The following is a 12541-nucleotide window of genomic DNA, read 5'->3' as shown; positions in this document are numbered from 1 at the left end:
TTCAAATTTGCTTTTTTGTGCCTCTCAACGTCACAAATATTCATCCGGGATGATTTGAACTCACCCAAGACATATTTCGACATGGAATGGTTCGAAACCGACATCATGCAGCGCCCCTATGATCTTCCCTCGCTTAGCTCACTGAATTGTTTCGAGGCGGCTGCCCGAAAATTAAGCTTCAAGGCGGCGGCTTCAGAGCTGAACGTGACCCCGACGGCCGTCAGCCATCAGATTCGGGCGCTCGAGACGGAGCTTGGCCAGCAGCTTTTCCGGCGCCAGCATCGCGGCGTCGAATTGACCGAAGCCGGGGCCTATCTGTTCAACGCGGTGCAGCGCAGCTTCGAAGCCATTTCCGACGTCGTGCGCGACATGCGCGGGCCCGTCGCGGAAGACGACGTGATGGTGCTGGCCTCGACCGCGGTGAGTTCGCTTTGGCTCACCCCGAGATTGACGGAATTCTGGCTGACCCACCCGGACATTAACGTCTCGCAGATCGTGAGCGACGCGGTGGATTTGGAAGCGACCGTCGATCTGAGCCTGCATTACGGCGTGTTCCCCGAAGGGGACGAAAGCTGCACGCAGCTCTTTCAGGACCGTATCTGCGCGGTCGGCTCGGAGGCTTTTGCCGCGCGTTACGGCATCGCCTCCGCGCATGACCTGCTTCGTGTCCCGCTGATCCACATCACCCGCGAGCGCCATCGCTGGACCGAATGGCCCGACTGGCTGTCCGAGCTTGGGTGCCCGCAGCCGACCGGCAAACGGATCACCGTCAACAATTACATGATCGGGTTGCAGATGGCGAAGGAAGGCATCGGCGCCTTGCTGGGCTGGGACGGCCTCGTGGGTCACTTGATCGAGGCCGGAGAGCTCGTCACGCTCGGGGCGGAAAGCGTCGTGTCACCGCAGTGCTTCTACATCAAGGTTCACCGGCGTGCCTCCGCAAAGGCGAAGAAATTCCGCGACTGGCTCGTCGCGCAGAGCGTCACGACGGACAGCGCCCGAGCGCGCATCACCGCGATGTCGGGCGATCAGGGTTGACGTCAATGACGCCGAAACTGCTGGAATCGCCTTGCTTGCCGGCCTCTCCGATATAGCCTTCGGCCCCGAGGCCGCGTCGGAGCAGTTCGCGAATGGCGGCAGCACGGCTCGGCATCCGCTGGGAAAAACGCCAGTCATCCAGTGCTTTGATTTCGTCGTCCGAAACCATGATCTGGAGTCTGGTCAGGCGCTTGCCGCGGTCGTTCGCCATGAAACCCTCCGGACCGACTAAACTTACTCAACTTAAATCAGCTTACTCAAGGTTAATACCTTCGAGCAGTTTGTCAATTGAGGGCAGGGAGGTTACGAACTGCTCGCAGTCAAAGTTGTCAAGTGGCCGAGGGTGTTAAGTTTATGTAATTGAAATTAATACCGAAAACTTCAGATTTATGCTAGACTTCACACATGGAACAGAAGAACGCAGAGACATATCAAGGCGATCTGGTTCGTTCTCGCCCTGTTGTGCTTTTTACGAGTGAAACAGTCCTTGCGCTCGACTTCGAGCAGGTGCTGGAGGAGGCCGGATTCCGCGTCGCGCATTGCGCCACGTGCGATGTGAGTGAGCTGAAGGCGTATGGCCCGGGCGGGATTCTGGCGGCGGTGATTGACGTCACGCTGCACGAAGCCGCCGCTGCCCAAGCGCTTCCCTGGCTGAAACGGCACGGGATTCCCGCGGTCATCGTCGGCAGCGGTGCGGAGGTCGTCAATTTCGAACGATCCAAGTTCCCGAACATCGTCGCGGAATTCGAAAAGCCGGTGATCGCCGACGAATTGGTCCGGCAGTTCCGGCGTTATCTCGAGACCGCGCCGCCCGGCCTGAGGCCCGCGTCTTCCAGCGCCGTCTGGAACCGGTCCGACGGCTGATAACGCGATCTCGTCGCCGACTGGTGGGCGGCTAAGGCGAGCGGGCAGATCGCATTTGGAAAGGTCGGGTCACCTGCAGGCACGCGCCCCGATTGGGGCGCGCGTCCGTTCGCAGCCGCGCCATCCGGCCTCGGGCGAAGCGATCTCGGGAGCGGTGATGTCAGGCCGCTTTCTCGGCTGACGGGGCCGCCGAGAGGGAGGCAATAGGACGGACCCGCCTGATCAGGAGCAGCGCGAGGCCAAGCAGCACTGCATCCGCAATCGGAAAGGCGAACCACAGGCCCTCGATACCGGCCAGCGCATCCATGAGGACCAGCAGGGCCGGCACCAACAACCAAGGTTTCACCAGTGTCAGCACCGCCGTCCGCAGCGGATGGCCCATCGCCTGAAAGTGCATCGCGAGAACGAGTATCGGCCCGGTGAAGACGTAGAGCGCCGTCATCGGTCGCAGGATCGCGGCGACTGCCGCCGTGACCTGCGGATCTTCCGAAAACATCGCACCAAGCGGTTCACCCGCGACGAGACACGTCAGCGCCACACCGGCACACCAGAGAGACACGACGGCGATTGCGAGGCGCAGGGCCGCACTGGCGCGCGCGATGCGGCCTGCGCCGACATTGTTTCCGGTAATGCTCTGCGTCGTCAGCGCGATCGCCATCTGCGGCAGGAAGGCCAGCCCGAGGATGCGCGTCACCACACCATAGGCCGCGACATAGCTCGCGTGATCCGCGGAGGTGGTGCCGATCAGAAGAAGAACCGTGCTGCTGACCAGCGCCATTCCGATGAAGGTCAGCGACAGCGGCAGGCCGAGCGCGAGAATCCGCCCCCATCCCGACAGCCAACTGGCCTGCACGAGCGCCCCGAGCGGCAGCAAATCCCGATCGCGCGCCCGCACGATCAGCACCAGCGCCAGCCCGAGGATCTGCGCGCTCACGGTGCCGAGGGCAGAGCCCGCGACGCCCAGCCCGAGGAGCACGATTGCGACATAGTTCGCCGCGATGTTCAGCAGGTTCACCAGCACCGAGAGCAGCGCGATCAGCCCCGCGCGTCCTTCGTTGCGAAGGGCATCGGCGTGCAGCCCCAAGGTGAACTGGACCGGCGCGCCGAGGATCAGGATCAGCAGGTAGCTGCGCGTTTCCGCCGCGACCGCTTCGTTCCCGGCGGCGAGGGCGGAGACGACGGACGGGCCGAGAGTCAGCGCCGCGGCGATCAACCCCGCGCTGATCGCGAGCGCCAGGCCGTGCGCGCGCGCGAACACGGCGCCCGCCTTGCTTCGATCGCCGGCTCCGAGATGGCGGGCGAGCAGGCTCGACATGCCGCCGCCGCCCAGGGCGGTCAGCGCGGTGAGCAACATGACGACCGGAAAGCCCAGGCTGACGGCGGCCAGGGCTTCAGCGCCGATGAAACGACCGACGAAGATGCCGTCGATCACGTTCAACAGCCCCCCGGTGGACATGACAACCGCCATGGGGAGCGCATTCGAGAGGAACAATCGCCCGACGGGGCGGGTCAGGAAGCGGTTTTCAACAGTGTTCGAAGCGGGTCTAACAGACATCGCTCACTCCTCCGCAGAGGCATTTCGAATGGGGAGGGTGCCTGCATTGCCCACCTGCGAAATGCATCGAGGGTGAGATGTCATCTTGCTCCGGGCTTCACCGTGACGTTTGTCTGCAGGCGGCAGGTGCCCGGCACCTGTCCGTTCGATAGCCGCAAATCACCGCTCGGGCAATATGGCGCAGCTCGGCCGGATCCGTTTCTCGCAGCGCATGATGTCCCTCTGCCACGCCTTGGGCGCGCGCGTTGCCGATGTCGACGCGGCGACGCGCCATTGCGTCAGGCGTCGACGGGCTTCACCTTCGGCGGGATCGGCGCTTCGGAGGGCGTGATGCCGTGTTTCAGCAGCGCCTTGTGCATGTAGCTTCCGCGCCGGGGGCGGTTGTTCTCGGCCTCTTCCAGACGCGGTTTCATCCGACGCGCCCACATATGCACTGCATAGGTCTCGTCGGTGAGGAAATCCGCCTCCACGTCGAAGCGCGACATGATCATCTTGTTCCGGTCCTTGAAGGAGATCGGATAGAAGGCCTGTTGCGAGAGCGCATGGTCCCACTCGCCGGTCTCGCGCAGGAAGTGGCTCAGCGCGGCCGGGCCGGTCAGTCCCCATTCCTGCTCGGAGAAATGCACCGGTTCGCCGCGATCGCGGGCTGCGCGCAATTCCTCTTGCTGCTCTTCCTTCAGCCATGGCCCGATCGCGTAAGGGTCGGCCACGAAATCCAGCAGCCCGCGCAGGGTCTGCGACCCCGCCGGCAGGCGCATCACCGCGTTGCAGATCAGGTGCGGTTTCTCGAGCCCGAAAACGTAATCATCGGTGAAATCGAAGGGTTTCACGCAAAGCACATCGGCATCGACCCAGATGTAATCGGTCTTCTCCATCAGGTGCAGCCGCCACAGATCGGCATGGATAGCGGGGCTGCCGGTGCGCTTGTGGCGGATGATCTCGTCGCCCGGAAAGATGTCGCGCGCATCGCGCAGCGTCACGCCGGGCGGGGCGTTCGGGATCAGGTTGTAGCAATAGAGCAGGGTGTCATGGCCCGCATCGACGAAGGATTTCAGGCTCAGCTGTTCGAGCCAGGACAGGCGGTCACCGATCCACAGGGTCGCGATCGTCGGCAATTGGGACAAGGGTAGGCTCCTGTTCGGAAGGGTCTTTCGCGGCGCTCAGACGGCAGGCGGGGTGTAGATGGGCCAGTCGAATTTCTTGGCGATCTCGTCCATCGCCTTGCGGTAATGCGGGCGCCGCGCGGGGTGGGAGGACCTCAGCACCGCATGGGCATAGTCATAGGTCAGGCGCGGCCGATTCATCGCGAGAAGCTGTTTCAGCAGGGTTTTCTGATAGGCGGGCACGGTGCGGCGCGCACGCAGCAAAGCGTAGATCTCCGCCGGGGTCGCGTCGCCCGCGACCACCCGTTGCGTGATCGGTTTCAGAACGCCCATCGCGGTAAGCGATGACCCCAGCCGATGGCCGAAGCGTCGACAGCGGATCCGGGTCACGTTGGGCGCGCGGAACAAGGTCGCGTGCATCGAATCCTCGCGCACCGTCGGATCGTAGAGGAGCCACATCTGCGCCGCCTGTGCGGCCTCATCGGGCGCATAGCCGTAGCGATCGGTGAAATTGCGCCGCCAGACCGCGCGATAGCGCCCTTCCCAGCCGCCGGTCACGTCGCGGTCGAGCGTTGCTTGCGGCGAGAGCGCGAGCACCGTGGCGCCGGGAGCTGCCGAGGAAAACGCCGCTGCCGCGTAGCCCGCCATCGAGGTGCCGTAGAACACCACGCGGCGGAACCGCTCGAAAAATCCGGTCTCGCGCATCTCGTCGAAGAAATCATAGACCGCTTCGGCGCGGTACCATGTCCAGCCATGCGCCCCGATGCCAAGCGCCGACCACCCCTGCGAGTTGATGAAATTCACGCCCCAGGGCAGGCGCTCTTCGACCTTCTGGCGCGCATCGTCGAGATTGTCGAAGGTCACGACCAGCGTGTCGTCGCCCTCGACGAATAGTGCCTTATGCTCGGCATCGAGTCGGCGGTAGAATCCATGATCTGCCCCGATCCGTTCGAGCTGCCCAGTCCAGGCGATCTGGCGGTCTTTCAAGGCGGTATCAGGCATTGGTATAACCTATCTCGGCGGTTTGGCAGGGCCCGATATCGTGGCCATGTCGGGCGTCTCTCGGGGGGCGAGAAATCATGAAAAATCGTTCACAATATGGCGGATAGCACAAATGGGGTCCAGCCTACGGCACGCGGCTTGGCGCACTGGGGCAGCGCGGCTTGGCCAAGCCTCAGCCGGACGTCGCCGCGCGCAACCGGGCGGCCTCATGCATCATCGCGGTCAGCCGGGCGACCTCGGGGCGCTCGGTCATCTCGTGCTTCATCGTCAACCCGACAGCGCCCGACATGAACTGCGCGCCCAGCGGCAGGCTCACCAGAAGCCCCGAGGCCAGTTCACGCGCCACCACGCCGCGCGAGATGAACCACAGCATATCCGACCCTTCCAGAAGCCCGAGTCCGGTCGCGAGCGACACGGTCTCGATCGGGCAGCGCGGCTCGGTGATGCCCTGCGCGCCCAGATAATCGTCGACGATGCGCCGGATGATCGCGCCGCGCGTGGGCAGGATCACGTCGCATTGGCGCAGCGCCTCGGGGGCGGGGCGGTGTGCGAATGGATGGCCCGCGCGCGCGGCCAGAATGACCTCTTCCTCGTAGAGAAAATCGAAACGCAGCCCCGGCATGTCGGCGGCGGCGGGCATCCGTCCGATCATCAGGTCGATCGCCCCCGAGCGCAGACGGTCGAGCAGATACAGGTTGGGCCCGGTGCTGATCGAGAGCCGCGTGCCCGGATGGGCGCGGCTGAACTCGAGGGCTACGCCCGGAAAGATCGAGCCCGCCACCGTCGGCAGCGCGCCCACATTGATCACGTCGCCGATCCCGTCGCCGCTGAGCGCAGCCGCGCCAGCCTCCAGTTCCTGCAACGCCTGAATCGCATGGCGGCGAAACGCCTCGCCCGCCGGCGTCACGGTCAACCGCCGCCCGCGTCGCTCCAGTAGCGCACCGCCCAGCATTGCCTCCATCTCGGAGAGGGTCTTCGACAAGGCAGGCTGTGAAATCCCCTGCTTGCGCGCCGCAGCCGAGACCCCGCCTGCCTCGATCGTGTCGAGAAAGGCGCGGATGTGACGGAGCTTGAGACCTTTATGCATAGCCATGGGGTTATGGATTAACGTGCATTTTATATTTGGCTCAAGCGAAAACTTCAGAAAAGATTATGGTGGGAGGAAGAGGATGCACGCACTTAATTGCGACTGGGGGCATATCCATTACCGCGAAGACGGCGCGGCGCAGGGCGTCCCGGTTATATGTCTGAACTCGCTGGGCACCGATTTGCGGATGTGGGAAGGCCTTGTCGCCCCGCTCTCCGGCTATCGTCTGGTGCGGATGGACAAGCGCGGTCACGGGCTGAGCGCGACCTCTGACGCCGCCCCCACGATCACCGATCTGGCGCAGGATGCGCTGACGGTCGCCGATCATCTGGGTATCGAGGCGGCAGTGTTCGTCGGCTGCTCCATCGGCGGCATGATCGCGCAGGAGATCGCGCGGATCGCCCCCGAGCGGGTGCGTGCGTTGGTGCTCAGCAATACGGCTGCCAAGATCGGCACCGAGGAAAGCTGGGCAGAGCGGATCGCCACGGTGGAAAGTCAAGGTCTGCCCGCGATGGCGGACGGCGTGATCGAGCGCTGGTTCGGCCCCGCGTTCCGCGCCCATCCCGACTGCGCGCTCTGGGTGACGGAAGTCGCGCGCACGGATGCCAAAGGCTATGCGAATTGCTGCAAGGCGCTCGCCGGGGCTGATCTGCGCGACGCTCTGCCCGAGATTTCCGCCCCGACGCTGGTGATCGCGGGCAGCCATGACGGCGCGACCCCGCCCGAGCAGGTCATGGAAATGGCCGCCGCCATTCCCGGCGCGCGGGCCGAATTGATTGAAGGCGCGGGGCATATTCCCGCAATCGAGGCGCCCGAGCAGGTGGCGCGCCTCATCACTGAATTTCTGAAGGAGCACGAGCTTGTCTGAGCGATATGAAGCAGGGATGGAAACGCGCCGCCGTGTGTTGGGCGACGCCCATGTCGACCGCGCCGATGCGAGCAAGACCGAGTTCGACGCGCCGTTTCAGGAGTTCATCACCGAGGGCGCCTGGGGCTCGGTCTGGTCGCGGCCTGACCTGACGCCGCGCGAACGCTCCATCGTGACGATCGCGCTTCTGGCGGCGCAGGGCAATCACGAGGAAATCGCGATGCATACCCGCGCCACCGCCAATACCGGCGCCACGCCTTCGGATCTGCGAGAAGCGATGCTGCATGTCGCGGTCTATGCGGGCGTGCCCCGCGCCAATCACGCGATCAAGATCATCAAGGAAACGCTGAAGGAGATGGGCCAATGACCGGTCGTTTGATCCCCCGCGAGGCCGGTATCCACCCGCCTCTCTTCACGCCGGCCTACAAGACCTCGGTGCTGCGCAGCCCGCAGCGCGCGCTGATCGCCTTCGACAGCTCGCCCAGCGAAGAGACCGGCCCGACCTTCGGCCATGTGAAGCTCGGCGCGCTCGATAACGATCTGCTGCTGAACTATGCCCGCCCCGGCACCAGCGCCATCGGCGAGCGGATCATCGTGCATGGCCGGCTTCTCGACGAGAACAACCGTCCGATCCCGAACGCGCTGATCGAAATCTGGCAAGCCAATGCGGGCGGGCGTTACCGCCACAAGAAAGACGGTTATCTGGCGGCGCTCGATCCCGATTTCGGCGGCTGCGGGCGCACGATCACGGGCGAGGACGGCTCCTACGCGTTCCGCACCGTGAAGCCCGGCGCCTATCCGTGGCCCAACGGTCCGAACGAATGGCGCCCGGCCCACATCCACTTCTCGATCTTCGGGCACAGCTTCGGCCAGCGCCTGATCTCGCAGATGTATTTCGAGGGCGATCCGCTGATCGCACGCTGCCCGATCGCGCAGACGATCCCCGATAAGGCCGCGCTCGACCGGCTCGTGGCGGCGCTCGACATGAGTGAGACGAAACCGATGGACGCGGTCGCCTATCGCTTCGACATCGTGCTGCGCGGCCACCGCCAGACCCATTTCGAGAACCGTCCGGAGGGCATGTAATGGTGCAGAAATTCGACAAGCCGATCCTGACGCCCTCGCAGACGGCAGGGCCTTACGTCCATATCGGGCTCGCTCCCGAGGCGGGCGGCATCGAGGGGGCTCCTTTCGAGACGCTGGGCCGCGAGATCGCCGGGCCGGAGGCGAAGGGCGAGCGGATCAAGGTGACCTGCCGCGTCGTCGATGGCGGCGATCTGCCGCTGCGCGATTGTCTGGTGGAGACCTGGCAGGCCGATGCCGCCGGGATCTATCCGGGGCAGGAGGGCGCAGATCCGGCGGTCTCCGGCTTCGGTCGTATCCCCGCCGATTTCAGCACGGGCGAGATCATTTTCGAAACGATCAAGCCCGGCGCGATTGCGCTTTCGGGCGACCGCGAGACGCCGCCGCATATCTCGTTCTGGATCTTCGCGCGCGGCATCAATCACGGGCTGCACACCCGGATGTATTTCCCCGAGGACGATCTCTCGGGCGACCCGCTTCTCGCGCGGATCGAGCATCGCGACCGGATCGCCACGATGGTCGCCGAGGCGACCGGCCCGGGCGAATACCGCTTCGACATCCGCCTGCAAGGTGCGGGCGAAACCGTCTTCTTCGATATCTGAGCCATGACCCAGGACCCCTGCATCATATGTGTCGCGATCACCGGCTCCGTGCCGCAGCAATCCGACAATCCGGCGGTGCCGATCACGATCTCCGAGCAGATCGAGTCCACGCAGGCCGCGTTCGAGGCGGGCGCGACCATCGCGCATTGCCATGTGCGCAACGAGGATGGCTCGCCGAGTTCCGACCCCGACCGCTTCGCGCGGCTGATGGAGGGGCTGCACAAGCATTGCCCCGGCATGATCGTGCAGTTCTCCACCGGCGGCCGGTCCGGCGCGGGCAAGACGCGCGGCGGGATGCTGCCCTTGCGGCCCGACATGGCCTCGCTCTCGGTCGGGTCGAACAACTTCCCGACGCGGGTCTATGAGAACCCTCCGGATCTGGTCGACTGGCTGGCCTCGGAGATGAAGACCTACGATGTGCGCCCCGAGATCGAGTGTTTCGATCTCAGCCACATCTTTCAGGCCGCGAAACTGGTCGGCGACGGGCGGCTGCCCGCGAATGTCCATGTACAATTCGTCATGGGCGTGAAGAACGCGATGCCGGTCGACCGCGCGGCCTTCGATTTCATGCGCGAGACCCGCGCCCGCGTTCTGCCCGAGGCGACGTGGTGCGCGGCAGGCGTTGGGCCGGGGCAGGTGGTCGTCAACCAATGGTGCATCGAGACCGGCGGGCATTGCCGCACCGGTCTGGAGGACAACATTCGGCTGGATCGCGAAACGCTCGCACCTTCGAACGCGGCGCTTGTCCAGCGCACGGTCGATCTGTGTGAAAAAGCGGGCCGTCCGGTTGCCACATGGCAGCAGGCGCGCGAAATCCTCGCGCTGCCCATGAAGGGGGCCGCATGAGCCTCTCTCCCCTCGACAGCCCGCTCTGGTCCGGTCTCTACGGCGATGCGGAACTGGGTGCGATGCTCGACGATGCCGCATTGCTGGCGGCGATGGTGCGCGTCGAAGTGGCGCTGGCCGAGGCCTGCGCGGCCGAAGGCGTGGTGTCCGAGGCTGCGGCGACCGAGATTGCCGAGAAGCTGACCGGTTACCAGCCCGATCCGGCGACACTTGCCGAGGGCGCCGCGCGCGACGGCGTGCCGGTTCCGGCGCTGCTGAGCGATCTGCGCGCCAAGCTGTCGGAAGAGGCCGGGCAGGCGATCCATTGGGGCGCGACCTCGCAGGACATCATCGACAGTGCGACGGCGCTTTTGATGACGCAGGCGCTCGCCGTGATCGCGGCGCGGCTGCGGCGCGTGATCCGCGTGACCGGTGAACTGGCCGGGCGCGAGGCCGAGACGGTGATGGCCGGGCGAACCCGCAGCCAGATCGGTTTGCCGGTGACTTTCGGCGCGCTGGTCGCGTCCTGGGGCCAATCGCTGATCGACGCGGCGGCGCGCATGGCGGTGATGCAGGGCGCTGGGCGGGTCGCGCTACATGGCGCCGTCGGCACCGACGCGGCGCTGGGCGACAAGGCGCAGGCGGTACGTAACCGCATGGCGGAGGCGCTGGGGCTTCAGGCCGAGGATCAGCCGTGGCACAGCCGCCGCGACGCGATGGCCGGGCTCGGCGCGCAGGCGGTGTTGTTGACCGGGTCGCTGGGCAAGATCGGCACGGATGTCGTGACCCTCGCGCAATCGGGGATCAACGAGGTGCGGATCTCGGGGGGGGGCTCGTCCACCATGCCGCATAAATCGAACCCCGTGGCCGCCGAGGCGCTGGTGGCGCTGGCGCGTCACGCGGCGCATCTGCAGGGGAGCCTGTTTGAATCCGCGCTCCATGGTCAGTTCCGCGACGGCGCCGCCTGGGCGCTGGAATGGATGAGCCTGCGCCCGATCCTCGTGGCCTGTGGCACGTCGCTGCGCCTTGCCGGAGAGATGCTGGAAGGGCTCGAGGCCGACGCCCCCCGGATGCGCGCCAATCTCGAGGCCGCGGGCTTCGGCCCCTATGCCGAGCGCGCGATCTTTACGCTCGCGAAGACGCTGCCGCGCAACGCGGCGAAGAAAGCGGTGCAAGAGGCGATGGCCGCACCCGATCCCGTGGCGGCGCTTCTGGCCGCCCATCCCGAACTCGACGGGGACACCCTGACCGATCCGCTTCTTGCGGCAGGGCAGGCCCCGGTGCAGGCGCGCGCTTTCGCGCAGCGCTGCAATGACCTTTGCGGAGGAAACGCATGAAGACTCAAGTCGCCATCATCGGCGGTGGCCCGGCCGGGCTGCTGCTTTCGCAATTGCTCGACCTGCACGGGATCGAGAGCGTCGTGCTGGAGCGCCGCTCGCGCGATTACGTGCTGTCGCGCATCCGGGCCGGGGTGCTCGAACAGGGCACCGTCGATCTGCTGCGCGCCGCCGAAGTGGGCGCGCGAATGGACCGTCAGGGCGAAATCCACGACGGTGTCGAGATCTCGTGGCACGACGAGCGGCTCAATATAGACATCAAGAGCCTGACGGGCCGAGGGGTAATGGTCTATGGCCAGACCGAGGTGACCCAGGACCTCTATACCGCCCGCGATGCGCGCGGCGGCACCGTGCTGCACGAGGCCGAGGTAACGGCAATCGAGGGGCTTGAGGGCGACGGCGTCACCGTGCATTTCACCCATGAGGGCGAGGCCAAGACCCTGACCGCCGATTTCGTCGCGGGCTGCGACGGCTTCCACGGGCCGTCGCGCAAGGCGATCCCGGAAAGCCACCGTCAGGAATTCGAGCGCGCCTATCCGTTCGGCTGGCTTGGCCTTCTGTCCGAGACGCCGCCCGCCGCGCCCGAGCTGATCTACGCGGCCCATGATCGGGGCTTTGCGCTGTGTTCGATGCGCTCGCCCACGCTGAGCCGCTATTACGTGCAGGTGCCGCTGAGCGAAAAGCTGGAAGACTGGCCCGCAGAGCGGTTCTGGGACGAGCTGCGCACCCGCATCCCGGCCGATGTGGCAGAGACGCTGGTCACCGGCGAGCCGCTGGAGATATCGATCGCGCCGCTGCGCAGCTTCGTCTCCGAGCCGATGCGCCACGGGCGTTTGTTCCTGGCTGGCGACAGCGCCCATATCGTGCCGCCGACCGGCGCGAAGGGCCTGAACCTCGCGGCCTCGGATGTCTATTATCTGCACCGCGCTTTCGATCGGTTCTACAACCACGGCACGTCCGAAGGGCTCGACGCCTATTCCGAGACGGCGCTGTCGCGGGTCTGGAAATGCGAGCGCTTCTCGTGGTGGATGACCTCGATGCTGCACGATTTCCCGGAAACGGGTGCGTTCGAGCGCCGGATGCAGCGCGCGGAGTTCGAATATCTCCAGATGTCGGAGACCGCACGCAAGAGCTTTGCCGAAAACTACGTGGGCCTGCCTTACTGACGGGCCGAACC

The 12541-nt window shown here is 65.4% G+C and carries 14 protein-coding genes; 9 read left to right on the top strand and 5 right to left on the bottom strand.

Features of this window, described 5'->3' with window-relative positions:
- Positions 1-81 precede the first annotated feature (81 nt).
- Entirely contained in the window at positions 82-1038 is a 957-nt protein-coding gene (locus tag BMG03_RS12995; protein ID WP_075777023.1) for a LysR family transcriptional regulator, read from the top strand.
- On the opposite strand, the gene BMG03_RS12990 is transcribed toward BMG03_RS12995, so the two are convergent.
- Positions 1010-1249, bottom strand: coding sequence for a hypothetical protein (locus BMG03_RS12990; RefSeq protein ID WP_075777024.1), 240 nt, complete (start codon positions 1247-1249; stop codon positions 1010-1012). The two genes, BMG03_RS12995 and BMG03_RS12990, sit on opposite strands and share 29 nt — an antisense overlap.
- 194 nt (positions 1250-1443) lie before the next feature.
- Between BMG03_RS12990 and BMG03_RS12985 the strand changes: the two genes are divergently transcribed.
- On the top strand, positions 1444-1902 hold the full coding sequence (locus BMG03_RS12985) for a response regulator (protein WP_075777025.1): 459 nt from the start codon (positions 1444-1446) through the stop codon (positions 1900-1902).
- A gap of 160 nt (positions 1903-2062) precedes the next feature.
- Here BMG03_RS12985 and BMG03_RS12980 read toward each other — a convergent pair whose 3' ends face one another.
- From BMG03_RS12980 to BMG03_RS12965, 4 genes are all read right to left on the bottom strand, one after another.
- Positions 2063-3457: an MATE family efflux transporter gene (locus BMG03_RS12980; protein WP_075777026.1), complete on the bottom strand. Its 1395-nt coding sequence runs from the start codon at positions 3455-3457 to the stop codon at positions 2063-2065.
- Between the two features lie 278 nt (positions 3458-3735).
- Positions 3736-4581 carry a hypothetical protein gene (locus tag BMG03_RS12975; protein WP_157771594.1) on the bottom strand — a complete coding sequence of 282 codons (846 nt, stop codon included), beginning with the start codon at positions 4579-4581 and terminating at the stop codon, positions 3736-3738.
- A 36-nt stretch (positions 4582-4617) separates the two neighbouring features.
- The gene (locus BMG03_RS12970; protein WP_075777027.1) at positions 4618-5562 is read right to left on the bottom strand and encodes a hypothetical protein; all 945 of its coding nucleotides are present in this window, start codon (positions 5560-5562) and stop codon (positions 4618-4620) included.
- Between the two features lie 172 nt (positions 5563-5734).
- A complete protein-coding gene (locus BMG03_RS12965) occupies positions 5735-6655 on the bottom strand; it encodes a LysR substrate-binding domain-containing protein (RefSeq protein WP_075777028.1) in 921 nt (306 codons plus the stop codon).
- A gap of 76 nt (positions 6656-6731) precedes the next feature.
- On the opposite strand from BMG03_RS12965, the gene pcaD reads away from it, so the two are divergent.
- The 7 genes from pcaD to pobA are packed head-to-tail and all read left to right on the top strand — an operon-like array spanning position 6732 to position 12530.
- A complete protein-coding gene (gene pcaD / locus BMG03_RS12960) occupies positions 6732-7517 on the top strand; it encodes a 3-oxoadipate enol-lactonase (protein ID WP_075777029.1) in 786 nt (261 codons plus the stop codon).
- Positions 7510-7884 carry a 4-carboxymuconolactone decarboxylase gene (gene pcaC / locus BMG03_RS12955; protein ID WP_206184168.1) on the top strand — a complete coding sequence of 125 codons (375 nt, stop codon included), beginning with the start codon at positions 7510-7512 and terminating at the stop codon, positions 7882-7884. The genes pcaD and pcaC overlap by 8 nt, the downstream gene beginning before the upstream one ends.
- Positions 7881-8603, top strand: coding sequence for a protocatechuate 3,4-dioxygenase subunit beta (pcaH, locus tag BMG03_RS12950; RefSeq protein ID WP_075777031.1), 723 nt, complete (start codon positions 7881-7883; stop codon positions 8601-8603). Before pcaC ends, pcaH begins: the two co-directional genes overlap by 4 nt.
- Complete coding sequence (gene pcaG, locus BMG03_RS12945) at positions 8603-9202, top strand: protocatechuate 3,4-dioxygenase subunit alpha (protein ID WP_088718373.1); 600 nt, start codon at positions 8603-8605, stop codon at positions 9200-9202. Before pcaH ends, pcaG begins: the two co-directional genes overlap by 1 nt.
- A 3-nt stretch (positions 9203-9205) precedes the next feature.
- The gene (locus tag BMG03_RS12940) at positions 9206-10048 is read left to right on the top strand and encodes a 3-oxoadipate:acetyl-CoA acetyltransferase (RefSeq protein WP_075777032.1); all 843 of its coding nucleotides are present in this window, start codon (positions 9206-9208) and stop codon (positions 10046-10048) included.
- Positions 10045-11364, top strand: a complete 1320-nt coding sequence (locus BMG03_RS12935) for a lyase family protein (RefSeq protein WP_075777033.1) — start codon at positions 10045-10047, stop codon at positions 11362-11364. Before BMG03_RS12940 ends, BMG03_RS12935 begins: the two co-directional genes overlap by 4 nt.
- Positions 11361-12530 (top strand): 4-hydroxybenzoate 3-monooxygenase, encoded by a 1170-nt coding sequence (pobA, locus tag BMG03_RS12930; RefSeq protein WP_075777034.1) that lies wholly within the window; start codon positions 11361-11363, stop codon positions 12528-12530. Before BMG03_RS12935 ends, pobA begins: the two co-directional genes overlap by 4 nt.
- The last annotated feature ends 11 nt before the right edge of the window (positions 12531-12541 follow it).

The sequence above is a fragment of the Thioclava nitratireducens genome (assembly GCF_001940525.2).
Taxonomy (GTDB): domain Bacteria; phylum Pseudomonadota; class Alphaproteobacteria; order Rhodobacterales; family Rhodobacteraceae; genus Thioclava; species Thioclava nitratireducens.
The sequence above is the reverse complement of the archived record's forward strand: the minus strand, read 5'-3'. Positions and strand labels throughout refer to the sequence as shown.